Here is a 23451-nt window from a genome sequence, read left to right on the forward strand (position 1 = left end):
GATGACGTCCTGAAAATGCAAATGGCAGTTTTGCGGCCAGCCGAGTTTATGCGGCAGCGCCGCAAAGCGACCACATCCGGTATTTAAGATAATTTTTGGAGCGCCCCACATATTGAAAGTCCTACGGGATAGGACCGAAAAGTGGGAAAGGCAGAATTATATCGGGTTTAAAAAAACTATTTCGCATGTATCCAGCCCCAAATTTGCGCACCGTCACCCCTTCAAATTAGGGTGAAACTTCTTCTTCTGATAGATCGAAAAATTCGAACATCATGAAGATGAAAATTTAAAATGAAGAGAAATTCCGTTTAGGTATAATGCAGAAACAATCTGCTTTGCCCATAACTTAATCGCCCCCCAGATGACCTACAGTTAACACAAGGTAAATTTCGGAGTCAACGTAGAAACGAAAAACCAATTTCCCAAAATAAGAAAGTTACTCATTGAGCAACCGATCCGATGTCGTTCTGGCCTGCCAGTCCAGCCTAAAATCACAATCACATCACTGGTCGTAGAAGAATTCTGGAATTCGTGTTTTTGCGTAGATGTCCGTCTGAAAAATCCGCAAAGATTCACCCCTGCCCCTAATCAAAACGCCTTGCCACGGCGTGTTCAACCATGGCGGCAATGTCAGCCATTGTCGGATCGGCCTTTGACGCCTTTCCAATCCCCATCATCGCGCGGTGAATGCATCTTTAAAAACTTTGCGCATCGGCGCGGCGCGGGCCCAATGCGTTTTTGATAAACCAATCGGCGCAAAATTGTCCTGATCATCTTGCCCCATTCGAGTAGATGGAAAAAGCGGATCGTCGGGCAAAAAACCCAACTCATCCTTTAGATAGGCGAGATAGCTCGCTACCTTATCCTCTATGGCCTGCCCCACGGGGAAGAACCACGTTGCGATCATTTTACTGGCTTTCGTCGCCACCTCATTCGGGTCTTGCAGGACTTCGCGCTCAGCCCATAGGACGTGTTTCACTTTCATAGTGATGATGGCCCCGTCTCTTGCACCTGATAACAGGGTGAAGGCCAGCAAGGCGCGGTTGCGACGGTCCACGGCGCTGGCGCTGGGCATGGCTAGGATCGTGTCCGTTATTTGCTCGACCGTCGCATAATTTGCCGTTTTGACGGCATGCCCGCGCGGATTTCAGTATCCTTCAGGCGAAGGCTTAGAAGCGCCTTACGGACCTTTTTCGGGCGCAAACGTTCATCGGCAATCATCCAGTCAAAGAACCCGCGCACATGGCGAACCTTGGCTTGTTTCGTCCGCATCCGTGTCGGTGTTGCCCGCAAGGCGTCCAGATAGGCTTTGACCTTTTCACGGTCGATACTGGCAAGATCGGCCCACCCCGTCGCGGCCTCATATTGGGCTAGCGCGGCCAGTCTTTGATCAATGGTGGAGTCCGCTTGTCGGATTTTCAGGTCTTCCATCCAGTCGAGCTTCAGGCGGTCATTATTGGGATTCGTTTCAGTCATGCGTTGGACCTTTCGCCAAGTGAGCATGTAAGGGGTGAATGGGGAATGTTTATAAGTGCAGGTCACGCCGCTGGATTGTCTGACCGTTTTGGACAGAAAACGGCTTCCAACGCCGCCCGATTGGCCACAGACCCAAACCGCTGAAGGGTCAAACCGCATGTTTTACAATCGCCTTTGACGGTCAGCTTGGACGCATTGCGCTGGATGATGTGAAACGTATCGCCCTTGATCTGGCGCGGCACTTTGCACCGGACGCAATACATCTCATTCGGCCCACAAGGCTTGCGCTTGGCCACCTGTCTGGCCTTCATCCAGTCTTTGATCTTCGCACCATTCAGAATGATGGGGCGGCGCGTGTTAGTGATGGCAACGTCCAACCCGTGCAAATTTATCCAGCGCCGAATAGTTGCGGGATTGACCTCCAAAAGCTCGGCCAGCGTCACAATCGTATAGGGTCGATGGGATCGCACCCGCTGATAGTCTTTGGACAGACTCACGGGACGCCCTACGCGTCATCAGCTTCGAAAAGCGCCCGTATCTCTTCGACGCGCCAGACGGTCGTGCGCGGCCCCAGCTTTTGAGGTTGGGGAAAGCGCCCATCTTTTACGCCTTGCCACCACGTGGACTTAGAAACGGGTATAGGACCGCGCGGAGAAAGGATTTGAGAGAGGCGGACTAGGCCAGTTTGGGGGAATGCGGGATTGTCGGACATATGCGGTCTCCATGTGATTTGGTCACATCAAGATCGACAATTCTGGCAGGTTTAATAGCTGGGTAGGTTACGAAAACCCGTCACACCCTTTCGACCGAATAACTCTCAGGGATAAAAATAATCTCTTAAATACAATCACTTAAAATGGAATTTCTGCATCCAAATCAAAGTCAATTTTTCTATCGAATCTATTTTTTTCTCCGCCGTGACTTGGAAGTTTTGATCAATTGCCGCTAGAGCCTTCGAAACTCCAGTAGGTTTTGTAGAACCTGCACCAGTTGGAGTCTTAGGCGCTCCACCTTGCGGCTTCCAGTTCACTATTTTGGCAATCTCGTCGATGACGGTATCAAGTGGTTTCCCATCATCATCTGTTAAATCGTAATCTGCACCATGAAGGCGCAACCACTTTATAACAGATTGCTTAGGGGTTTTCCCCTTTAAGTCTTTCCCTTCCATCGCTTGCCAAGCTCGTATCGCCGCCGCCAACTTAGGAGAGTAGCGAGGGTGTTGGGAACTTAAAAATTCTCCCTCAGGTTCTTCAGGAAAGAAAAAGAAATGAGTGACGACTCCTTTAGAACGCAACCAATCCTTAATCGCGTCAACCCTTATCAAAGCCAGATCATCATCTGGATAATACTCTCCATCGTTTGGGTTTACCACGTGCGCTTCTCTGCCTTGGAGAATTTTCGCCTTAACGGCACTCCCTAATGCATGCTTCACTGCCACATATCCGACTGGCTTTTCTTTAGAGCCATAGCCCATTTTTTATTGAAGCTCGGAAGGGTCATAACCGCATATCAGAAGTGCGCCTTGTACAACTGTCAACTCATCCGCGAGACGCCAATAATCGATCGCTTTCAAATCACACCCCTTATATCAGATGTAGAACTGTTAAGTTGAGTCTGTCTTGCTTTGCAACTCTTCGACATATGCCGCCCACCAATCGGCAATCTTTACACGCTCATCCCAATAGCCCGCGCGGTTGTAGATTCGTCTAATCGCGTTTTTGTCCTGATGTGAGAGATAGGCCTCAATAGCATCACCGCTCCATAAACCGCTCTCATTTGCGAAAGTTGAGAATGTTGTTCTGAAACCATGCGATGTGACTTCCTCCGCGCTGAAGCCTAAACGCCTTAGAGCCTGATTGAGTGTATTCTCGCTGATTGGTTTCTCAGCAGAGCTAAGTGATGGAAAGAGCAAAGCGCCCCAACCTGTCAGCTCTCGCAACTCCTCCAGTAATGCCAAGGCGGCATTTGATAGCGGCACATTATGCGCCGCCCGCATTTTCATCCGTTCCGCTGGGACATTCCAAACCCGCTCTTCAAAGTCGAATTCCTCCCATCGCGCTTTACGAATTTCGCCCGGTCGCGACGCGAATAGAATATGAAGGGTTAGGGCGATTTTGGTTTCAGCCTTACCGCCATAGCTATCCAGCGCCCTTAGAAACTCTTTCAACCTATCTTCATCGGTAATGGCCGCATGGTGTTTCACCGTGGGCTTTATGAGCGCGTCTTTCAGAGCGAAGGTCGGATCAGTCTCGGCAACACCAGACGCCACCGCATAGCGAAACACGGCACTAATCGTGGATCGTAAGCGGCGCACGGTTTCATAATGCCCCAGCGCTTCGCGCCTCTTCAACGTCTTCAGGACCGTTTGCGCTTTGATTTCATTGATCGGCATATCGCCCAGATCATCCATCGCCAGCCGTAAAAGCCATTCTTTATTTTTTTATGGTCCCTTCGGATTTTCCTTCTTTGAGCTGTTTCGCGAGAAATTTTTCAGCGAGCTTTGCGAAGGTATGTTCTGACACGACGGCCTTTTTCGCTTTGGCCTTTTGCTTTTTAGCCGCTGGGTCAACGCCTTCAGCATGAAGCCTTCGCGCCTCATCTCTTAGAAAGCGGGCTCTCTTCAGTGTAACGGCTGGATATTTCCCTAGGGACAAGCTCTTCTCTTTGCCGTCTACACGAAACTTGAATTTCCAAAGCTTAGAACCGTTTGGCGTAACCAATACGAAGAGGCTGTCATAGTCTGAAACCTTGTAAGGCTTGACCTTTGGCTTCAACGATTTCATTTTTGCCACGGTAAATGGCATCAAACCCCCAAAATCGCCCCCCAGCGCACTGGCGGTTTAAAATTACACCCCCAGAATAAACCCCCAATGGGGTCGGATTTGGAAAAGTCGTATCGGACGGCTTCGGACAGATATATCCCCAATACCGCGTATTTACTAGGGTTTATCGGACATCTTCGGATTTTATCGGAAGTCTAAATGGTGCCCAGAAGAGGACTCGAACCTCCACGTCCATACGGACACTAGCACCTGAAGCTAGCGCGTCTACCAATTCCGCCATCTGGGCACGTCATTGGAAGCGGGCGTTTAACCCTGCCCTGCTCTATCGTCAAGCGGGGAAAGGTGCGAAACTTACGGTGCCACACCCTCACCCAATAGGGGGAATGTGGCTTCTTCGCGGTACATATTCGGTCCGCGCTTTTTTGTATGGCTGGAGACGAGGCTGAAACTGTCGACGAGGAAGGGCCGCGTGCTCCAATCCGCCAAGCGTTGCTCAAAAGAAATGATCCGGTCGAGCGGGGATTTTGGCTTCATATAGGCCATCGTCACGTGGGGCGTATATTTGCGGGCTTCCATCTGGATATCTGCGCGGCGGGCGGCGTGGCGGCAATGGGTATTGAGCCGGATAAGTTCCGGCGACGGCGACACGCCCGCCCAAATCGCATGCGGTTCCGTTTTCCCGAAATGCCCACCGCCCTCAAGATTTAATTCAAAACTGCCCATGCGGAGTTTACCGAGTTCTTGGTCCAATAGTTCCGCTCCGTCCGCATCCACGTCACCAAAAAAACCAAGCGTGATGTGCAGCTTCTCTTCACTGACCCAGCGCGCGCCTGCCACACCTTTCTGTTCGCGCGTGCAATCAAGCGCGATTTTTTCAGGCAGGAAAATGGCGGCGAAGAGTTTCATTAAAGTCTAGCGACTGGCAGGGCAGCGATAGGTTTTGTGGATACGGCGGGCTTCCCGTTCCATATCGTCCGTCCAGTCTATCTCATGGGCCGCAATATTCTCTTCCAACTGAGACAGGCTTGTCGCGCCGATAATATTGCTGGTCAAAAATTCACGGGTTTCGACAAATTTCAACGCAAACTGTGTTGGCGTCAGGCCCAACTTCCGGGCTGTCGTGTTGCAATCCAAATAGGCCGCTTCCGCATTTTGCCAGCCCGTCATAAATTGCGGGAAGAGATCGCCGCGAGACCCTTTCGGTGTCGCACTATTATCATATTTTCCGGTCAACACGCCCATGGCTAGCGGTGAATAAGCCAGTAGGCCCACCTGTTCACGCATCGCGATTTCGGCGCGGTCATAATCGAACCGTCTTGCAATGAGGTTATACACGCATTGGTTTGACACCATCCGCGGAAGGGCCAACCGTTCAGCCAGTTCCAAAAACTTCATCGTGCCCCAGGCTGTCTCATTGGACAGGCCAATATGTCGGATATTGCCCTTTTCAACATGACGGGAAAGTGCACCGAGAATATCTTCCAGCGGGGTCATCTCGCCCGCATCATAGTCGTAATAACTATCAAATCCGAAACCCGGCATATCGCGGTCCGGCCAGTGAAGTTGGTAGAGATCGATATAATCGGTTTGTAGACGTCGGAGGGAGTTTTCGACCGCCTCGTCAATTTGTTCCGGCGTATGGCGAGTCTGTTCAACATCCCCGTCACGGCACCATGTCATGCCGGATCGGCCTGTAACTTTTGTGGCCAGTACATATTTATCGCGGTTCTTGCGCGCCGCGATCCATGTTCCAATATACGCTTCCGTCCGGCCCTGCGTCTTGGCTTCGCCGGGGACGGGATACATTTCCGCCGTGTCGATAAAGTTGATGCCCCGGTCCAGGGCATAATCCAACTGATCATGCGCTTCGGCTTCTGTGTTCTGCTTGCCCCATGTCATCGTGCCGAGACAAACCGAGGTCACCTCTATATCTGTCCGACCGAGTTTACGAAGTTCCATAGGTTTTCCTTATGAGAGCTGTGACAATTAAGTATAATGAGGAATGTTTGTATTCGCGTGCAAAAACTACTATATAGACGCTAACACCGTCGCAACGGTCAAAATGTCATGTTCAAGGAGATGTCATGAACGATTTTAATACACGCACCACCGGCGCCGTCGCGCCAACGGATGCCGGCCTACGTGATTTCATGTTGGGTACCTATCGCTATATGGCTATGGCCATGGCGGTCACAGCCATCGTCGCCTATTTCACAGGCCAAGCCATTATGGCCAACCCGGCGCTTGGCGCACTGATCTATAATCCGATCACGGCGATTGCCACGATTGGTATTATCATGTTCGGGTTTGGTGCCGTCGGACGCAAGCTTCCCTCTATGTCGATGGGCGGTGTGCTAACGTTCCTCTTCGGCTTTGCAGCCTTTATGGGCCTCATCATGTCGGCCTATGCCACTGCATTTTATGACCCCTATGTCGTTGCGAAGATTTTCTTCATGACGGTCGCTATGTTTGGCGCGTTGAGCCTATTCGGTTACACGACCTCGTTTAATCTGAACGCGATCATCAAATATGCTGTCGCTGCCTTTATGGGTTATATCGCCCTAGCTGTGCTTGGCATGTTCATACCAGCGCTCAGCGTGACAGCAGGTGGCCCACTCGGCATCGCAATCAATATCATCGCGCTTGCAGCTATCGCCGTTATTGCAGCATGGGAAACGCAGAACTTGAAGCGTATCTATTACAGCATGGCCGGCAATGCCGCGATGCTCGGAAAAATGAGCGCGTTCGGTGCCGCGTCGCTTCTGCTGACTTTCATCAACATGTTCCAAATCCTTATGAGCCTCTTCGGTCGCGACTGATTTTCGGAAGAGATATGAATAGAGAAACCCGCCCTTTGTGGCGGGTTTTTTATTGGGTTGCGATTGATATTACCTCTCCCGGGGAGAGGTCGCCATGAGTGTAGCGAATTGGCGGGTGAGGGGAAAACATGCGCGCCGGCAGGCGCTCTTCATTAATCCGATAGAACAGGAGCAGGCTGCCGCCTGCATTATTCCCATCACCCCGCGAGGAGGTGATTCCAAACACACATGTTTAACACACCCTTAATGCCGAAACGGCTATTCCCTCCGCTATGCGTCTTTCTCGGACATTGCTAAAAAACACAGCCATCGCCGGTATCGCCTGCGCTTATCTCGGTGGCATGGGCCTCCTCTCAATTTTCGCCGTCGCCGCGAAAGACATGCCCGACCCGAAACGCCTTTGGGAGAAGCAACGTCCCGTTTCTGTGCAAATCCTTGACCGCAATGGCCGCGACGTCTTGGTCCGCGGCGCCAGCAGTGAACGCCCCGTCGATCTGGACGCCCTGCCCTTTCACATTCCCATGACAATCCTCGCGACAGAAGATCGTCGTTTCCGCAATCATATGGGCATAGACCCGCGTGCCATCGGACGCGCCATGGTGAAGAATATCAAGGCTGGGCGTTATGTTGAGGGCGGCTCCACGCTGACTCAACAACTCTCCAAAAATGTCTTCCTGACCTCTGACAAGAAAATGTCCCGCAAGGCACAGGAAGCCCTGCTGGCCATCTGGCTGGAACGCGATTTCACAAAAGATGAGTTACTGGAGATGTATCTCTCCCGCGTTTATTTCGGCAGTGGTGCCTGGGGCCTTGAGAGCGCCAGCCACCGTTATTTCGATAAGCCCGCAGCGCAACTCACACTCGCGGAAACAGCCATACTGTCAGGCTTGTTGAACGCGCCGTCTTCCGCCAATCCCGTCGCCAACTTCGAAAGGTCGAAAAGGCGTCAAGAAGTCGTGCTGGACGCCATGCAACGGCAAGGCCTGCTGGAGGATGGCGTTCTCGCCGCAGCGATAGCCGATCCGATCACAATCCACAGTCCAACGGATACGGAGGGGGCACAATATTTCGCGGATTGGATCTGGGCCGATCTGGAAGATCATATCGGCATCCCGACGCAGGACATAGTTATCCGCACCACATTGGACATTAACGCACAGATCGCAGCGCAAAGCGCCCTGCTCGCCCATCTTGATATGGACCGAAACGCGACACAAGGCGCGGTGATCAGCCTTGATGGGACGGGCGGTGTCCGCGCCATGGTCGGCGGGGCGGATTATGGTCAGTCGCAATTCAACCGCGCGACACAGGCGGTCCGCCAGCCCGGCTCCGCGTTTAAACCCTTCGTCTATCTGGCTGCCCTGCGCTCCGGCAAAACGCCATGGGACACAGCCTTTGATGCGCCCATCGACATTGACGGTTGGAGTCCCGAAAATTTCACGGAGGAGCATCTCGGCACAGTAACGCTGACAACCGCGCTAGCCAAATCGCTGAACACGGTCGCCGTGGAACTGGGCGAAGACATCGGGCGCGACTCTGTCATCGGAACGGCGGAGCAGTTCGGCCTGACAGGTCTAAAACCTTATCGCAGTCTCGCCCTTGGCGCACAGGGGCAGACCCCACTCGCCATGACAGAGAGTTACCTGCCCTTTGCGAATTGGGGAACCTTACGCGAAGCCCATGGCATTCTTTCGATTTCCACAGCGGACGGGACACCACTTTATGACCGCATCGCCCCGCGCGGCGCTCTCGTCCTCGGCGCGCAGGAGATTGGCGATATGAACTATATGATGGTCGACACGGTCGAACGCGGAACGGGCCGTCGCGCCCAGCTCCAAAACCATGTGATTGCTGGGAAAACAGGCACGACGAATGATTTCCGCGATGCTTGGTTTATCGGTTATGCCCCTGACCGCGTGACATCGGTCTGGGTCGGAAATGATGATAACTCGCCGATGCAAAGCGTCACGGGCGGCAATATCCCCGCCATGATTTTCGCAGACACCATGGCCGCACAATTACCGGAAACACCACAAGCCCGCCTGCCCGTCTCAACCAAGCCGGATTGGGCGCGAAAAGATGCACAGTTAAATAGTTTGCTGGACCAGCTCGAAACTCGTCTACCCTAAAGCGGCCAGGCCACTTGCCCTAGCTTATAGTCAGACGGCCAATATTTAAGACGCGAGCCTTGCGCGTTCTTCCGGCGCATCTCTCTCATAGGTTTCCCATAAAACCGGTTCCGGGAAGGGGGGTGGATTATACCCTTTTCCGATAATTGACTGATATTCTTGGTGAAAGCTCTCCCAAGGATGGTTCTCAGGCAAAACATTTGTCGCAACACCACCGTGAAATTGATGGAAGCTTCCCTCATCATTCAAAATTATGGGTGCAACAGGCGGTACATTAAAGACCCGTTCAATAAATTCATGATTGACCAAACCTCCACCGGGAGAGACAAAACGGCGGTCATATCCTCCGACCTCCAAAAAATGCTCCCGGCCAAGCGCGACCCAGCTACATTCTGTCGGAAAACTGATGCCCACCCCCTTGACGGAAGAATCCGCCAGTGTGGAAATATTGAAAAGGCGATAGCCATCCTGACGCCAATCAATTGACGATAACAGATCGTCCTCGACAGATTGATTGTAACCGGTTTGCATCGAAAGATTTTGAACATCCGGCCCTAAATGCCAAGCTAATGCGGCAATAAGAGGCCGGGCACCTATAGTCGTCGAGAGTTGCACATTTATGAGCCCATCGAGACTGGCTTTTACAATTCCAGGACTGAGCATCCGCGCTCCATCCACGACGAGTGCAATATAGGGCGCCCGCGCATGTTTGACGCCGACATTCACAGCCATCGCCGGAGAAGGCAGATCGGTTTCATAATGAATGAGGGTGAAATTATCTCCAAATCCGTTGACGAATTCTTCCGTTAGAGGCGTGGACGACCCATTATCAACGGCGATCACTTCGTAATCATATTCGCTCACACCAATCTGATATTCAGGGGAGAGCGTCGCCAGCGTGCGTTTGGCCTCACGCGCCATATCATGAAATATAACGATTATGGATAATCTTGGAACTATGGATAACATTTCTCGCACCCCTGCGTTTTTTTTAGAATAGAGCGCCAACCGCGTGGAGTCGAGCACCATTCTTGTTCAACCAGCGTTTAGCACCCTTTACATCATCAAATATTCTGTCGCAAACCCCCCAGAACGCGGCACTGTGATTGGCCTCGATCATATGGGCGCATTCATGGGCGGCGACATATTCGAGGACTTGCGGCGGCGCACAAATGAGCCGCCAGGAATAGGAAATATGCCCTTCTCCGTTACGCGTGATGCAGGACCCCCAGCGGCTTTCCGTATCGCGCACGCTAACCTTCCCGACGCGCTTGCCGAGTAGTTCGGCATAGTGATGGGACGCCGCCTCTAGTTCGGCTCTTGCCTCCCGAATGAGGAAACGGCGGACACGACCGGGGAAACTTTCCCCATCGGGACTGGGTACGACAATCTTTTGCTGCACACGATCCACACGCGCACGTCCCCGGCCGGGCGGACAGACGAGACGGTAGGGTTTGCCCTGAAACAGAATACTCTCCCCCGGCACAAAAGGTTGCGGCGGCGGTAGGGCTTCCAATTGAACATCGATCCAATCGCGTTGTTGCGCCGCAAATTCTCGAGCTTTCGGGAAACTCCGCACGCCCGGTACGACGACATGGACTTCGCGAGCACTGGCTTTCACCTTTAATGTGATCCGCTTGGCCCGCTCCGAGAGCACATAGAGCAGGCGCGGATCCTGACTGTCTCGTAATGGGAAATCCGACTTGTCGGGGCGTCCGCCCGTGCTATCGTCCGATTTGAAAATGCTATTTAGAAAGCCGCTCATAATGCTCTTTGCAAAGCCATCCTTATTGAAAATATCGGTCAGCGCAGTCGCGCTCTCCACCTTACTGATAGTGGGGGGATGCAACCGCGCCGACAAGGGGCAAGGTGCGTTGAAGTCCAATGAAATGGCCGCGCTCAACCTTGACCGTGCGGACACCCGGGTCTTTTCGAAACATTTCGAGCTCGCAAATTGCGAAACAGACGAGATGGAAGCCCTTGGCGCACTTGCGGGACTCGGCCTCGGTGAAAATGGCGAATCAGGTGTGAGCTTTGCCGCGCGGGAGATTGACGGCGCGACGGTGACTTACCGCGATCTGAAAGTGCGTGACGAGACGGCGTCCATCGACGCATTTACCGCCGATCTCGCGACCTTCCACTGCGCGGCCATGACGGATGAAGGTCCAAGCTATGACCGCCTCGACCTCGGCAACGCGATGATCCGCGACGAGGATGTCACCTTCAACTTCGAGACGCTGAACATTAGCGAGCCGACACCGGATGCGGCCGCCGCAATTGTCGGCGGCATGCTGGGGCCCATTTCCGGCAGTCAGGAGGGCAATATCGGTTTTGGCGGTATTTCCCTGACGGGCGCGACCGTGACAGGCGAGGGCTTTACGGGCAAGCTGGACACGCTAGCCTGGGGCGAAACACGCGAAAACGATCTTCAGGGTCTTGCCGATATGATGGTCGAGAATTTAAAGGTGAGCTTTGCGAGTCAGGACGGTGCAGACGGATTGGAATTGACATTTGACGGCATGAGCGCGCGGAATTTCGCCGTGGGTGGTCTGGACGCTTCGCAAGTCTCGACCTCCGGCGTTGTCGGGTCCGTGCTGGACGGCTTTACCCTCATGAAAAAGCCCTATGACGAATTTGTCGTGGGGCAGCTAAAACTGGCCTCGCCGGAATTCGATGTCAATTTTCAGGGTATAGAAGGACAGGCGACAGAAAATGGCGATGTCGTGTCCGTGGTCCAGACCCTCAAACCCGTAACGATCAATCTGAAGCCGGAAATGGGTCAGAAACCCAACACGGCGGGGATATATCAGCAGCTCAAAACCCTCGGTTTCGAGTCCATGCGATTCTCCGGCAGCTCAGAATCGACGCTGGACAAACGCGATGACTCCCTCACCGTCTCCGACGGCCTCCTCATCATGGATGACGCCTTTCGCCTAAATTTCGAATATTCCGCCGAAGGGCTGAACGATATGGTCGAGACGATGAAGGGGATGACCGATCTGGAGCTGCGCCAGAACCCGCTCGCCGCCTATGACCCACTGAAACTCCGCTCCATGCGGATCACATTGGAGGATAATTCCATCACGACGCGTGGATTGAAACTGGCGTCGGAGATGACGGGCCAGTCGGAGAAGAATGTCAAACGCATGCTGGGTGTCGCCGTCCTCGGCGCAGCCCTCGCCGCGCAGAATGATGTGCAAGCCGAAGTCTATTCTGAAACCACCGCCGCCTTCGCAGATTTCGTCAAAAATGGCGGAACACTGACCATAGAGGCCAACCCGCCGGAACCCTTCCCCCTCACCCCACTGATTTCTGGCGGAGGCGAAGATATTGATCCGGACACGCTCGGTTTTTCCGCATCGCAAGCCCCGACTGAATAATGATCCGAGGGGCATTGGACGATTTTAAAGGGCTGGACCACGATCCGGATTTCCGCTGGCGCGGGACCAATGTCACGCGTATTGAAAACCTGTCTGATATTGTCTTCGCGATTGCGCTCGGCATGTTGATTACGGGGGTGGATGCCCCGCGGGATATTGCCGGATTGCGGCAATTCCTCTGGAATGTCTTCCCGACAGCGCTCGGTTTCGCCGTACTTCTGGGACTCTGGCACGGCCATTACACATTCTTCCGGCGCTACGGCGTGGCGGACAAGACGATTATTTTCCTGAATGCAATTTTGATTTTCGTCGTACTGTTCATGGCCTACCCCCTCCGCTTTGCCTTTGATTCGCTCTTTGCTTTCATGACGGGAGACATTGACAGATCCGTCGGCATGGGCGTCATGAGCCTCAAGATCGCCGGAGAATTCGTGGCCTTTTTCAGCCTCGGCTACGCGATTGCCTTCCTGATCTTTGCCCTCATGTACGGTCATATCCTCAAGAAAGCGGAATTGCTGGCCCTCAACGGCTTCGAACTGGCGCTGACCCAACAGATGCGGGCGACACGCTACGGCCAATGCGCCATCGCGCTCTTCACGGCGGTCATGGCCTATTGGTCGCCGCTCTATCCCCTGGCGGGGATCTTCCACACATTTTTCTTTCTGGCCTATTGGTATGCAGAAAAGCGCTACCCCTCCAAACATCTCATGGTCGCACATTCAGATTCGTAGGCCGACCTGCGCGAATTGGCCGCCCCCTGCGCCTTGAAACCTTCGTCTGCGCGTCGCATATGATGTTCAAAGAATTCAATCCTCCAATCCTCAAGAAGGGGAAGTCCATATGAAAGTCCTAGTCCCGGTCAAGCGCGTGCTTGATTATAACGTCAAGGCGCGGGTGAAGCCCGACCAGTCCGGCGTTGATCTGTCCAACGTCAAAATGTCCATGAACCCATTTGACGAAATTGCCGTCGAAGAAGCCGTACGCCTGCAAGAGGCCGGTACAGCGACAGAGACCATCGTCGTCTCCATCGGGCCGGCAAAAGCGCAGGAAACCATCCGGACGGGTCTCGCCATGGGCATGGACCGCGGCGTTCACGTGCAAACGGATGACGACCTCGAGCCACTCGCCGTCGCAAAAATCCTGAAAGCCGTCGCGGAAGCCGAGGGCGCAGACCTCGTCATCACCGGAAAGCAGGCGATTGATAATGATTACGGGTCCACGGGCGGGATGCTTGCGGCGCTTCTCGACTGGCCGATTGGTTCTGCCGCGAACTCCATGTCTAAGGACGGTGACGCGCTGACTGTTGTCAAAGAAGTTGATGGCGGCTTGCAGACGGTAAAGCTGCAAATGCCCGCCCTTGTCACGACCGATTTGCGCCTGAATGAGCCACGCTATGCGTCACTGCCAAATATCATGAAGGCCAAGCGTAAGCCGATTGAGGCGAAGACACCGGCGGATTACGGCGTCGACACAACACCGCGCCTCAAGACGCTAAAAGTCACGGAGCCCGCCGCGCGCGAAGCCGGTATCAAGGTCGAGGACGCCGCTGCGCTCGTCGATAAACTCAAAAACGAAGCAGGAGTACTATAATGGCTGTCCTCGTAATTGCAGAGCATGACAATGCGTCCCTGAAAGACGCGACCCATAAAACCGTCACCGCCGCCGCAAAAATGGGCGGAGATATTGATGTCCTCGTCGCGGGTAAAGGCATTAAAGATGTCATGGCAGCCGCCGCCAAAATTGACGGCGTCCGCGCTGTCCTCGGCGTCGATCATGACAGCCTTGAGCGTCAATTGGCGGAAGCGATGGAAGTCGTCGTTGTCGGCCTGATGGACGGCTATGACGCCGTGCTGTCGCCGGACACAACCACGCATAAGAACTATATGCCCCGCGTTGCGGCCAAGCTCGACGTGCAGCAAATCAGCTCCGTCACAGGCGTGGAAAGCGCGGACACATTTGTGCGCCCAATCTATGCCGGTAACGCCATGGCCACGGTGCAATCCACAGACGCCAAGAAAGTCGTCACCGTGCGGACAACGGCCTTCGCCGCCGCAGGTGAAGGCGGGTCCGCGTCAGCGTCCGATTCTGCTGCCAATATCGGTGATCTGAAATCCGAATTTGTCAGCGAAGAACTGACCAAATCTGATCGTCCGGAATTAACGGCCGCCAAAACGGTTATCTCCGGCGGTCGCGGCATGGGCAGTGGCGAGAACTTCAAATTACTCGAAGGCATTGCCGATAAACTCGGCGCGGCGATGGGGGCCTCCCGCGCCGCCGTCGATGCGGGCTTTGTCCCGAATGACTGGCAGGTCGGTCAAACGGGTAAATCCGTCGCGCCCGAACTCTACATCGCCGTCGGCATTTCCGGCGCGATCCAGCATCTCGCGGGCATGAAAGACTCCAAAGTCATCGCCGCGATTAATAAGGACGAAGACGCCCCGATCTTCTCCGTCGCGGATTACGGCTTAGTCGCAGATTTGTTCAAGGCGCTGCCGGAATTCGAAGCCGAGTTGGAAAAGGCTGGCGTTTAGGTCCAGCTTTTAAGAAGATTATAAAGCCTCGCCAGTTGGCGGGGCTTTTTTTATGCCTACTTTCGGCGCGATCTCGCCCCGCTCTTCCGCAATGCGCTTGGATTCCTTCACAATCGGACCGCCCTGCGGGCAGACCTGTTGCGCGAAACCGTGGAGCGTATTTGTCAAATTATCGGGCATCAGGGAGTAATGGACGAATTGCCCCTTCTTCTCTCGCTTCACCAATCCTGCATTTTCGAGCACAGAGAGGTGTTTAGAGAGAGACGGTTTACTGATCTCGAACCGCTCGGCAATCTCCCCCGCCGTCATGGACGTCGCGGAGAGATAGGCCAAAATGCGACGTCGGGGCGTTGAAGCCAGGGCCGAGAAAATTTTATCCATCATCATCCACTCTATTTCAGGTCCGGCAAATATGAATATCTGCTACAGCATAAAAAGTTATTTAGCTAATTGACGAAACATCTAAATGGAGATAAGTAACGTTTAGCTTTTTAGCTAACTAACAAATACATAGAGATTCGCAAGGGAGACTCTCATGCTTGGAACGACTTACCTGGCCTATATCGGCGTCAGCCTCGGCATTACATTTTGGGTGGGACGGACCCTCAATCGCAATGGCCGTATATTTCTATTGGAAAATTACAAAGACAAACCGCAACTCGCCGACGCGATCAATCAAATGCTCCTCGTCGGCTTTTATCTTATAAATATAGGTTACATCGCCTACACGATGCGGATTGAAGGCACAGGTCCGACAAATTGGGCACAGGGTTTGGAATTCCTCAGCACCAAGATTGGCGCGATGGCAATTGTCTTGGGCGTTATGCATTTCGGCCTGATGTTCGCGCTACAGAAATATGCGCAAATGGCGAAAGACCCGGTAAAAAACCCACTAATGACATAGGGAAAATGGGGACAATCCGCGTTTATTTGGAACTCTATCCTCATATTCGGGACTATAGGATATCTTAAAGTCACTCTCATCCGTTATCCCGCACCAGCCCGCAGGGCGCAGATGCGGGACCTAACGTTTTCAGGGCTTTAGCTTGGGTGATTAGGCGATAGGTCCCGCATCTCCACTTCGCTGCGTGCGGGATGACATTGGGTTCTAAGGCGTGAAATCTGGTCCCCGATCCCCGTTTATAAAAAGAATACTCCAGCACTTATAAGACCTGTGTCATATTTACTCTCGTTCTTTCAGGCAGGGACAGGTAGGAGCTCACCTGCTGGACCTGAGAGACGGTGTGTTTATCGGTAGGGTGTGAGAGCTCTATCGGGGAACCGGATTTCGAGTGCCTGACGGATTGAAACATTCGCAGTCAAGTAAGGCCGTTATCTGTAAACCATCGCCGCGTGGCAGTGTAATGGCTCTGTCGATTGACAACCGACAGGGCCTGAGATTTGGAAGATGTAACGGTTTCGCCGACCTCTCAACAAACCTCACGCGCTTGGCCTCTTGCGTAAAACAAAGATGAAAGACCTACCCCTTGGTCCTCCTTCGCTGGAGGCCCCACGCGGACAGTCCCTTCTTTTCCAATTCCTGCCGACCCCAAGATGGGCGGTCGCAGCTTTCGCTTGGCTTTATTTCGGTAGCGCGTAAGTCACCGTCGCGATGGCGCTGGGCGCATCGCGCCCTTCCCCGAAAATTCGAACATCCGTTACGCCGAGCGTTTGCCCAAGTTTCACTAAGGTCCCTTCCGCTCGCATACTTGGCCCAATGCAAGGACGTAGGAAACTCACGTTCAAACTGCTCGTCACGGCCATCGGCGTTATGCCCAGTTTTGTGAAAATCGTGACATAGGCAACTGTATCCGCGAGTGCCATTTGCGTCGGACCGGAGACCATATTGCCGGGACGACTATGTTGCCGACCTGTTTGCAGTGTTACCTCTGCAAAGCCGTCGCGCATCACAGTTACAGTTGGGCGATCGGATTTAGGTCCAATAAAATTATCGCGGAAGAAAGCGTTAGTGAGCTTAAGATCAGTAAAGGTCATGACTTAAGCTTTCAATTTTTGGCGAATGGGGAGTTCCGTCGTAAATTTTAATTTCTCCATCGCGAAACTGGCCGAGACATCGGATAGGCCGATTTTCGCAATCAGGCTCTGATAGACGCGGTCATAATCGGCGACATTTCCAACCATCATTTTCAGGATGTAATCCACATCACCGGCCAAGCGGTAGAACTCTACAATTTCCGGAATATCGATAACGGCAGCGGTGAACCGATCCGCCCAGCCTTTGGAATGGTCGCTTGTCCGTACAGATACGAAAACTGTCAGGGGCAAGCCGACCTTCTCATTATCGATCAGCGCGACACGGCGCTCCAAAACGCCATCATCTTCCAACCGCCGGACACGACGCCAACACGTGTTCAAAGACACCCCAATTTCATCCGCAATCGACTCAAGCGAGCGCGTTGCATCCTGTTGGAGGATTTCTAAAATCTTAACGTCATGAGTATGAAAGTCTTCGGCCATCTTAACAAAATAACGAAATTTTTTAAGGGTGTCAGCTCAATTCAATAAAATTTAGGCGTGAATTTTCGACGCAGGATTGGGTAAAAAACAGGCGGAGACTAAAAATGCGTCACGTCAATACATTAGAAACAAACATAAACCGTTTGGAGACAAGCAAGGTCAAACCCCTTCCGCCGCTCTTCTCCGCCCTGGATAAGCTGATAGGAAATACGCCGCTCATCGCGGTGCATCTAGAGGATAAGGGCACGCACCGGACAATTCACGCCAAGCTGGAATATTTCAATCTCTCTGGGTCCATAAAAGACCGGATGGCGCTGGAAGTCCTGCGACAGGCTTACCTGAAGGGTGCGTTACAGCCTGGCGATATGATCGTCGAGGCCACCTCCGGCAATGCGGGCATCGCTTTATGTGCGCTGGGGCGCGCTTTAGGGCATCCCGTCCGTATCTATATGCCGGATTGGATGAGTGCTGAGCGAATAGCCCTCATGCGTGGGTATGGGTCAGAGGTCGTCCTCGTCAGTCATGACGAGGGCGGTTTTCTCGGATCCATCGCAATGGCGGAAGATCTGGCGCGCTCGCGAAATGATGTCTTTCTGCCGCGGCAATTTTCCAACCCTGATAATTGTAACGCGCATTGCAAAGGCACGGGACCGGAAATCGCACGTCAATTGGGGCGTTGTCCCAATCGTTTCGTGGCGGGTGTCGGCACAGGCGGAACCGTTATGGGTGTTGGAACAGCGCTACGCGCGCTCTGCCCTGAAACGAAAATACATCCCATGGAGCCTGCGGAATCGCCGACCCTGACGACCGGTTACAAGGTCGGCAAGCACCGCATTCAAGGCGTCAGCGATGAATTTATTCCCGAGATTGTCTGCCTTGATACATTGGACGACATTGTCTGCGTCAATGATGGCGACGGGATCATCATGGCGCAGAAGCTCTCTGCAGAATTGGGGCTGGCCGTCGGGATAAGTTCGGGCGCAAACCTGATCGCGGCGCTGAAATTGAAACGGGATAACCCCGCAGACACTGTTGTTACCATTTTTTGTGACGATAATAAAAAATATCTGACGACGGATTTGACGCAGATTGAGCCTGTAAAAGCAGGCTATTTATCATCGGATGTGACGCTCTTAGGGTATGACGTTCTTTAGCTCACCCCAGCAGAAAATAATTTTGCGTCCTCAAGATATTTCCGGATAAATTAAAATGGCCAAATTCTGATATCATGGTTTAAGTCGGACCTAAGCCAATCAATTTGAGCGGCAATATTCGATCAAATTATGGATTTACAGGTAACGAAATGGTCAAAGTTTCAACCTCCCTTTCACCCGATATAAGGGCAGATGCAGAATATCGCGCCCAGAACTTGGTCGAACAGCTGCGAAACGACTCCGATCCGGGATTGATGGAAAAATTTCTCGGCGAATACGGGCTGTCGACAGAGGAAGGCGTGGCCCTTATGTGTCTCGCCGAAGCCCTGCTCCGCGTGCCGGATGCGGAGACGATGGACGCCCTGATTGAGGATAAAATCGCACCGTCAAAATGGGGCGAGCATTTAAATAAGTCCTCGTCTGCCCTCGTCAACGCCTCGACCTGGGGGCTGATGCTGACGGGGAAAGTTCTGGACACGGATGACAGCCGTGGCGTCGTCAAGACCTTGCGCAATCTCGTCAAACGGATGGGCGAACCCGTCATCCGCACCGCCGTGCGGCAGGCCATGCGCGAAATGGGCAAGCAATTCGTCCTCGGCGAAGATATCAAGGATGCGTTGAAAAACCGTCGCTCCGGCTATCGCTACAGCTTTGACATGTTGGGCGAGGCCGCGATTTCTACACCCGATGCGCGGCGCTATGAGTCCAGCTATCTGGAGGCGGCCAAAGCGCTCACGCCCTATTGCAACTCGTCCTCCATCCACGACAATCCGGGCATTTCAGTCAAACTTTCCGCGCTGCATCCCCGTTATGAAACCCTGCAGAGCAAGCGCGTTATGGCGGAACTCCTCCCGCGGCTGAAAGGGATTGCGACGGTCGCGGCAGAAGCGGGCATGGGATTAAATATAGACGCCGAGGAAGCCGACAGGTTGGACCTCTCGCTCGATATTTTCGAGGCACTCGCCCGCGATCCCGACCTCGCCGGATGGGACGGACTTGGTCTGGTCGTGCAGGCTTACGGTCTGCGCGCGGGAGCCACGATTGATTGGGTTTACGCACTCGCGAAAGAGGCAGAACGTCACTTTATGATCCGCCTCGTCAAAGGAGCCTATTGGGACGGCGAGATCAAACATGCGCAAGTTGGCGGGCACGCGGCCTATCCTGTTTTTGAGACGAAATCGGAAACGGATCGCAATTACGCGCTCTGCGCCAAAAAGCTCCTCTCCATGCGGGACCGGCTTTATCCCCAATTCGCAACGCATAACGCGCTGACAACGGCGACGGTTCTGGCCTTGGCGGGTGAGGATAAGAGCGGATTCGAATTTCAACGCCTGCACGGGATGGGTGATGCCCTGCATGAAATCCTGCGCAAGGAGACGGGGCTGCCCTGCCGGATTTACGCGCCCGTGGGCATTCACAAAGACCTGCTCGCCTATCTCGTCAGACGGTTATTGGAAAATGGCGCGAACTCGTCCTTTGTCTCGCAGATTACGGATAAGGATGTGCCGATAGAGGCCATCATCGCCGATCCGTTCGAGACGCAGGAAACGCCGATTATTGGCAAACCTGAAGATATCTTCTACCCGCGCAAGAATTCCCGCGGCTGGAATTTGAACGACCCACAGGAGCTGGAGCAGTTTCTCGCAGACCGCGCCGCCTTTGAAACCAAAACATGGACAGCCAAACCGCAAATCGCGAAGCGCCTGCCCAAATCCGGTCCGGCGACACATATCATCAATCCCGCCAATGGGACTGACACAGTCGGCACGGTGACCTTCGCCACAGAGGAACAAGCCGCGACCGCCTTTGCGGGGGCAAAACCGTGGGACGCCTCGCCCTATCAGCGGGCCAAGACCTTGCGGGAAGCGTCAAATGCGCTGGAAGCGCGACACGCTGAAATCTTCGCATTACTGGCGCGGGAAGCCGGAAAGACAGCCGCAGATGCTGTTGCGGAATTGCGCGAGGCTGTCGATTTTCTGCGCTATTATGCGGATGAGGCGGAGATGCGCGAGGGTACTCCACGTGGAACAATTGTTACGATTGCGCCGTGGAACTTTCCGCTCGCAATTTTCCTCGGCCAAATCGGGGCAGCGCTGGCGTCGGGCAATTCGGTCATCGCCAAACCCGCCGAAGCCACCCCGCTCATCGCGGGACTGGCTGTCGACATCCTGCATGAGGCGGGCGTCCCGAAAACGGCGCTGCAAAACCTGCCGGGTGAAGGCGCGACGGTTGGCGCGGCGCTGACATCCGACCCGCGCGCGGACGGTGTTGTCTTTACGGGCAGTACGGCGACCGCAAAGATTATTCACAAATCCGTTGCCGAAAATCTCTCACCTGAAGCGCTCTTCATCGCGGAAACGGGCGGTATTAATTGTATGGTCGTGGACAGCACCGCCCTGCCCCAACAGGCTGTCAATGACGTGATTGCCAGCGCGTTCCAGAGTGCGGGGCAACGGTGCTCGGCGCTGCGCGTGCTCTACCTCCAAGAAGATATTTACGAGCCGACCCTCAAAATGTTGTGCGAAGCCATGGATGAGTTGAAACTCGGCGAGCCGTGGCTGAGCGAAACTGATGTCGGGCCCGTGATTGATGAGGCCGCCCGCGCGAAATTTTCCAAATATATCGCCGGATCCGACGTCATCCATCAATCCTGTGACCTGCCCGATACGGGCCATTTTATTCAACCGACACTCTTGCGAGTGGAGGGTCGTAAGGATGTGACACAGGAAATTTTTGGGCCCGTTCTCCACGTTATTAAATTCGATCCGGATGATTTAGATGACATTCTGGAAGACATTAATGATCGTAATTACGCGCTGACATTCGGCCTTCATACCCGCATTGATAATCGCGTGGACGAGGTGACGAAGTCGCTGCGCGTCGGGAATATCTACGTCAATCGCAACCAGATCGGCGCGGTTGTCGGCAGCCAGCCTTTTGGCGGATCAGGCCTGTCCGGAACGGGACCAAAGGCCGGAGGTCCGGATTACTTGCCACGCTTTTTTAATTTCGACCGCGTGACCCTGCCTGAAGAAACGCAAAACACGATGAGCCTTAAAGATGCGCAGGCCGTGATCGACGCCGCCCCGTCCCTGCCCTTTCATCCGCTCCACACACTGGATTGCCCCGGGCCGACGGGCGAGAGCAACCGCCTGACGCGCTATGCGCGCGGGAAAATTCTCTGCCTCGGACCGGATGTCGAAGAGCAAATGCTCCTTGTCGAAGGTGCAGGCGGACGGGGTGTAGCCCTTCCCGGATTAGACCCAGACCACCTTGAACAACTCACGGGGTTTGCGGCCGTTGTGCGTTGGAGCGAGGAGGCGGAACGACGAGCGTCCCGTATAGCTTTGGCGAGACGGGACGGCCCGATCCTGCCGCTCGCGACAACGCGGGATGTCACATGGGCGGTTACGACGGAAGTTCACGTTTGCATTGATACAACGGCCAGTGGCGGAAATGCCGCGCTCTTGGCGGGAGAAGGCTAGGCCGGGAGATAGCCCACAGGCTGCTCCGCCAACACAATCGCGGAACTGGCATCGACGACACCGTCCAACGCGAGAAGACGATTATCGAGGAAATCAGACAGCGCCCGAATATCGGCAACGTGAAGATGAATTAAATAATCAACGGCCCCGGAGAGTTTGTAAAATCCGCTAATCTCAGCATAGCTCGACAGTCGGTTCCGAAAGATTTGCGCCGTTTTGACATCCTGTCGCTCGACTTTGATTTGGACGATGGCATGTATGGCTTGCCCGACGGATTCAGGATTAATCTTCAGGGTGAAACGCTGAATAACCCCCGCGCTTTGCAAGGATTCCACGCGTCTCTGGCAAGCCGAGGGCGACAATCCGACAGCCGCGCCGAGGTTAACCCAACTCATCCGACCGTCCCCTGACAATTCACGGATGATTTTTTTATCAATTTCGGTAAGCATGAAAACGTCTATTTTTTAAGTTTAAATACAATAATCCTGCACTCTATAATCATTATGGGCACGAATTAACAGAATAATCGCGCATATAACCTGATATAGTGTTTTAGGAAAACAGGAGCTAAACATGTCACATCTTAAAAGTATTGATCACGTCACCTATGCCTGCGCAGCGGGGACAATCGAGAAATGGGCTTGGTTCCATATCGAAGTTGAGGGCGGAACACTCATCAAGCGGATTGACGATGTAAATCCGGATGGCAAATCCTCCATGAAAATCTGGTGCATTGATTACGGGAATTTCGGAATTGCCCTGATCGAAGGCATTGATCGTGAAGAGAAGTCACAGGTCACGGCCTTTGTCGACAAGCACGGCGATCACTCCTGTCAGCATGTTGCCTATGATTGTTACAGCCTCGATAAATTTATCGACCACATGAAAACGCTGGGTGGACATCCACGCGGCGACGTTATCATTCAGGATGACGGCTTTGGCATTCTGAAACAGATGTTCGCCAAAGGATTTGCGTCCGGTCATGCGGGCGAAGCGACTTTCCCGGAATATTGCGAACGTCCGCGTAACGCATCAGAGCAACGCGATATGGAAATCACATTTTCCGAAATGGCCGGCGAAGGGTTCTACGCCCAAGTGCAGAAAGCCATTGAAGAAAACGACACGACGCCGTTCTTCGACTTCAAAAAAATGCCCGGTGATTGGGAAGTGCCGCCCGTACAGGAAAAAGTCGGCAAAGCCGCTTAACCAAATAAAA

General features: G+C 53.6%; 25 protein-coding genes and 1 tRNA gene. 10 read left to right on the forward strand and 16 right to left on the reverse strand.

The annotated features are described in order from the left end of the window. Positions 1–673: 673 nt before the first annotated feature. From ACP9M6_RS13680 to ACP9M6_RS13725, 10 genes are all read right to left on the reverse strand, one after another. Positions 674–1075: a hypothetical protein gene (locus ACP9M6_RS13680; protein ID WP_427451994.1), complete on the reverse strand. Its 402-nt coding sequence runs from the start codon at positions 1073–1075 to the stop codon at positions 674–676. Between the two features lie 17 nt (positions 1076–1092). Further along, a complete protein-coding gene (locus ACP9M6_RS13685; protein WP_427451996.1) occupies positions 1093–1476 on the reverse strand; it encodes a hypothetical protein in 384 nt (127 codons plus the stop codon). Positions 1477–1538: 62 nt separating this feature from the next. Further along, complete coding sequence (locus tag ACP9M6_RS13690; RefSeq protein WP_427451998.1) at positions 1539–1973, reverse strand: hypothetical protein; 435 nt, start codon at positions 1971–1973, stop codon at positions 1539–1541. An 8-nt stretch (positions 1974–1981) separates the two neighbouring features. After that, positions 1982–2188, reverse strand: coding sequence for a helix-turn-helix transcriptional regulator (locus ACP9M6_RS13695; protein WP_427451999.1), 207 nt, complete (start codon positions 2186–2188; stop codon positions 1982–1984). A 135-nt stretch (positions 2189–2323) separates the two neighbouring features. After that, the gene (locus ACP9M6_RS13700; RefSeq protein WP_427452000.1) at positions 2324–2950 is read right to left on the reverse strand and encodes a hypothetical protein; all 627 of its coding nucleotides are present in this window, start codon (positions 2948–2950) and stop codon (positions 2324–2326) included. Positions 2951–3079: 129 nt separating this feature from the next. After that, entirely contained in the window at positions 3080–3868 is a 789-nt protein-coding gene (locus ACP9M6_RS13705; protein ID WP_427452002.1) for a tyrosine-type recombinase/integrase, read from the reverse strand. Positions 3869–3908: 40 nt separating this feature from the next. Continuing rightward, positions 3909–4280, reverse strand: coding sequence for an Arm DNA-binding domain-containing protein (locus ACP9M6_RS13710; protein ID WP_427452004.1), 372 nt, complete (start codon positions 4278–4280; stop codon positions 3909–3911). Positions 4281–4458: 178 nt separating this feature from the next. Continuing rightward, a tRNA-Leu gene (locus tag ACP9M6_RS13715) sits at positions 4459–4545 on the reverse strand. A 65-nt stretch (positions 4546–4610) separates the two neighbouring features. Further along, a complete protein-coding gene (gene thpR / locus ACP9M6_RS13720; RefSeq protein ID WP_427452006.1) occupies positions 4611–5165 on the reverse strand; it encodes an RNA 2',3'-cyclic phosphodiesterase in 555 nt (184 codons plus the stop codon). Positions 5166–5171: 6 nt separating this feature from the next. Continuing rightward, positions 5172–6218, reverse strand: a complete 1047-nt coding sequence (locus tag ACP9M6_RS13725) for an aldo/keto reductase (protein ID WP_427452008.1) — start codon at positions 6216–6218, stop codon at positions 5172–5174. 125 nt (positions 6219–6343) lie between these two features. On the opposite strand from ACP9M6_RS13725, the gene ACP9M6_RS13730 reads away from it, so the two are divergent. Continuing rightward, positions 6344–7078 carry a Bax inhibitor-1/YccA family protein gene (locus ACP9M6_RS13730; protein WP_427452010.1) on the forward strand — a complete coding sequence of 245 codons (735 nt, stop codon included), beginning with the start codon at positions 6344–6346 and terminating at the stop codon, positions 7076–7078. Between the two features lie 272 nt (positions 7079–7350). After that, entirely contained in the window at positions 7351–9207 is a 1857-nt protein-coding gene (locus ACP9M6_RS13735; RefSeq protein ID WP_427452012.1) for a transglycosylase domain-containing protein, read from the forward strand. Positions 9208–9252: 45 nt separating this feature from the next. On the opposite strand, the gene ACP9M6_RS13740 is transcribed toward ACP9M6_RS13735, so the two are convergent. Beyond that, entirely contained in the window at positions 9253–10176 is a 924-nt protein-coding gene (locus tag ACP9M6_RS13740; RefSeq protein ID WP_427452014.1) for a glycosyltransferase family 2 protein, read from the reverse strand. Positions 10177–10198: 22 nt separating this feature from the next. Next, entirely contained in the window at positions 10199–10972 is a 774-nt protein-coding gene (locus ACP9M6_RS13745; RefSeq protein ID WP_427452016.1) for a M48 family metallopeptidase, read from the reverse strand. Between the two features lie 109 nt (positions 10973–11081). Between ACP9M6_RS13745 and ACP9M6_RS13750 the strand changes: the two genes are divergently transcribed. From ACP9M6_RS13750 to ACP9M6_RS13765, 4 genes are all read left to right on the forward strand, one after another. Next, complete coding sequence (locus ACP9M6_RS13750) at positions 11082–12587, forward strand: hypothetical protein (protein WP_427452018.1); 1506 nt, start codon at positions 11082–11084, stop codon at positions 12585–12587. A gap of 14 nt (positions 12588–12601) precedes the next feature. Beyond that, positions 12602–13318, forward strand: a complete 717-nt coding sequence (locus tag ACP9M6_RS13755; RefSeq protein ID WP_427452020.1) for a TMEM175 family protein — start codon at positions 12602–12604, stop codon at positions 13316–13318. A 109-nt stretch (positions 13319–13427) separates the two neighbouring features. After that, positions 13428–14177, forward strand: coding sequence for an electron transfer flavoprotein subunit beta/FixA family protein (locus ACP9M6_RS13760; RefSeq protein ID WP_427452022.1), 750 nt, complete (start codon positions 13428–13430; stop codon positions 14175–14177). Beyond that, positions 14177–15118, forward strand: coding sequence for an electron transfer flavoprotein subunit alpha/FixB family protein (locus tag ACP9M6_RS13765; protein WP_427452024.1), 942 nt, complete (start codon positions 14177–14179; stop codon positions 15116–15118). The genes ACP9M6_RS13760 and ACP9M6_RS13765 overlap by 1 nt, the downstream gene beginning before the upstream one ends. An 18-nt stretch (positions 15119–15136) precedes the next feature. Here ACP9M6_RS13765 and ACP9M6_RS13770 read toward each other — a convergent pair whose 3' ends face one another. Beyond that, complete coding sequence (locus ACP9M6_RS13770) at positions 15137–15499, reverse strand: metalloregulator ArsR/SmtB family transcription factor (protein WP_427454794.1); 363 nt, start codon at positions 15497–15499, stop codon at positions 15137–15139. Positions 15500–15653: 154 nt separating this feature from the next. On the opposite strand from ACP9M6_RS13770, the gene ACP9M6_RS13775 reads away from it, so the two are divergent. Further along, entirely contained in the window at positions 15654–16022 is a 369-nt protein-coding gene (locus ACP9M6_RS13775; protein ID WP_427452025.1) for a hypothetical protein, read from the forward strand. 677 nt (positions 16023–16699) lie between these two features. Here ACP9M6_RS13775 and ACP9M6_RS13780 read toward each other — a convergent pair. Beyond that, positions 16700–17113 (reverse strand): PaaI family thioesterase, encoded by a 414-nt coding sequence (locus tag ACP9M6_RS13780; RefSeq protein WP_427452027.1) that lies wholly within the window; start codon positions 17111–17113, stop codon positions 16700–16702. Positions 17114–17116: 3 nt separating this feature from the next. Then, entirely contained in the window at positions 17117–17596 is a 480-nt protein-coding gene (locus tag ACP9M6_RS13785) for an Lrp/AsnC family transcriptional regulator (protein WP_427452029.1), read from the reverse strand. Positions 17597–17700: 104 nt separating this feature from the next. On the opposite strand from ACP9M6_RS13785, the gene ACP9M6_RS13790 reads away from it, so the two are divergent. Both ACP9M6_RS13790 and putA read left to right on the forward strand, forming a co-directional pair. After that, positions 17701–18750 carry a PLP-dependent cysteine synthase family protein gene (locus tag ACP9M6_RS13790; protein ID WP_427452031.1) on the forward strand — a complete coding sequence of 350 codons (1050 nt, stop codon included), beginning with the start codon at positions 17701–17703 and terminating at the stop codon, positions 18748–18750. A gap of 149 nt (positions 18751–18899) precedes the next feature. Further along, positions 18900–22235, forward strand: a complete 3336-nt coding sequence (gene putA / locus ACP9M6_RS13795; RefSeq protein ID WP_427452033.1) for a bifunctional proline dehydrogenase/L-glutamate gamma-semialdehyde dehydrogenase PutA — start codon at positions 18900–18902, stop codon at positions 22233–22235. On the opposite strand, the gene ACP9M6_RS13800 is transcribed toward putA, so the two are convergent. Beyond that, complete coding sequence (locus tag ACP9M6_RS13800; protein ID WP_427452034.1) at positions 22232–22630, reverse strand: Lrp/AsnC family transcriptional regulator; 399 nt, start codon at positions 22628–22630, stop codon at positions 22232–22234. The genes putA and ACP9M6_RS13800 overlap by 4 nt on opposite strands. A gap of 178 nt (positions 22631–22808) precedes the next feature. On the opposite strand from ACP9M6_RS13800, the gene ACP9M6_RS13805 reads away from it, so the two are divergent. Continuing rightward, on the forward strand, positions 22809–23441 hold the full coding sequence (locus ACP9M6_RS13805; RefSeq protein WP_427452036.1) for a hypothetical protein: 633 nt from the start codon (positions 22809–22811) through the stop codon (positions 23439–23441). Positions 23442–23451: the final 10 nt, after the last annotated feature.

The organism is Litorimonas sp. WD9-15, from assembly GCF_050271975.1.
Lineage (GTDB): Bacteria > Pseudomonadota > Alphaproteobacteria > Caulobacterales > Maricaulaceae > Litorimonas.

Excerpts from the sequence above, each read along its gene's own strand:
- ACP9M6_RS13705 (WP_427452002.1), bottom strand. The coding sequence starts at position 3,868 with ATGCCGATCAATGAAATCAAAGCGCAAACGGTCCTGAAGACGTTGAAG.
- ACP9M6_RS13760 (WP_427452022.1), top strand. The coding sequence starts at position 13,428 with ATGAAAGTCCTAGTCCCGGTCAAGCGCGTGCTTGATTATAACGTCAAG.
- ACP9M6_RS13805 (WP_427452036.1), top strand. The coding sequence starts at position 22,809 with ATGTCACATCTTAAAAGTATTGATCACGTCACCTATGCCTGCGCAGCG.
- ACP9M6_RS13780 (WP_427452027.1), bottom strand. The coding sequence starts at position 17,113 with ATGACCTTTACTGATCTTAAGCTCACTAACGCTTTCTTCCGCGATAAT.
- ACP9M6_RS13730 (WP_427452010.1), top strand. The coding sequence starts at position 6,344 with ATGAACGATTTTAATACACGCACCACCGGCGCCGTCGCGCCAACGGAT.
- ACP9M6_RS13800 (WP_427452034.1), bottom strand. The coding sequence starts at position 22,630 with ATGAGTTGGGTTAACCTCGGCGCGGCTGTCGGATTGTCGCCCTCGGCT.
- ACP9M6_RS13695 (WP_427451999.1), bottom strand. The coding sequence starts at position 2,188 with ATGTCCGACAATCCCGCATTCCCCCAAACTGGCCTAGTCCGCCTCTCT.
- ACP9M6_RS13790 (WP_427452031.1), top strand. The coding sequence starts at position 17,701 with ATGCGTCACGTCAATACATTAGAAACAAACATAAACCGTTTGGAGACA.
- ACP9M6_RS13775 (WP_427452025.1), top strand. The coding sequence starts at position 15,654 with ATGCTTGGAACGACTTACCTGGCCTATATCGGCGTCAGCCTCGGCATT.
- ACP9M6_RS13735 (WP_427452012.1), top strand. The coding sequence starts at position 7,351 with ATGCGTCTTTCTCGGACATTGCTAAAAAACACAGCCATCGCCGGTATC.
- ACP9M6_RS13680 (WP_427451994.1), bottom strand. The coding sequence starts at position 1,075 with ATGCCCAGCGCCAGCGCCGTGGACCGTCGCAACCGCGCCTTGCTGGCC.
- ACP9M6_RS13685 (WP_427451996.1), bottom strand. The coding sequence starts at position 1,476 with ATGACTGAAACGAATCCCAATAATGACCGCCTGAAGCTCGACTGGATG.
- ACP9M6_RS13700 (WP_427452000.1), bottom strand. The coding sequence starts at position 2,950 with ATGGGCTATGGCTCTAAAGAAAAGCCAGTCGGATATGTGGCAGTGAAG.
- ACP9M6_RS13785 (WP_427452029.1), bottom strand. The coding sequence starts at position 17,596 with ATGGCCGAAGACTTTCATACTCATGACGTTAAGATTTTAGAAATCCTC.
- ACP9M6_RS13770 (WP_427454794.1), bottom strand. The coding sequence starts at position 15,499 with ATGGATAAAATTTTCTCGGCCCTGGCTTCAACGCCCCGACGTCGCATT.
- ACP9M6_RS13725 (WP_427452008.1), bottom strand. The coding sequence starts at position 6,218 with ATGGAACTTCGTAAACTCGGTCGGACAGATATAGAGGTGACCTCGGTT.
- putA (WP_427452033.1), top strand. The coding sequence starts at position 18,900 with ATGGTCAAAGTTTCAACCTCCCTTTCACCCGATATAAGGGCAGATGCA.
- ACP9M6_RS13710 (WP_427452004.1), bottom strand. The coding sequence starts at position 4,280 with ATGCCATTTACCGTGGCAAAAATGAAATCGTTGAAGCCAAAGGTCAAG.
- ACP9M6_RS13745 (WP_427452016.1), bottom strand. The coding sequence starts at position 10,972 with ATGAGCGGCTTTCTAAATAGCATTTTCAAATCGGACGATAGCACGGGC.
- ACP9M6_RS13765 (WP_427452024.1), top strand. The coding sequence starts at position 14,177 with ATGGCTGTCCTCGTAATTGCAGAGCATGACAATGCGTCCCTGAAAGAC.
- ACP9M6_RS13740 (WP_427452014.1), bottom strand. The coding sequence starts at position 10,176 with ATGTTATCCATAGTTCCAAGATTATCCATAATCGTTATATTTCATGAT.
- thpR (WP_427452006.1), bottom strand. The coding sequence starts at position 5,165 with ATGAAACTCTTCGCCGCCATTTTCCTGCCTGAAAAAATCGCGCTTGAT.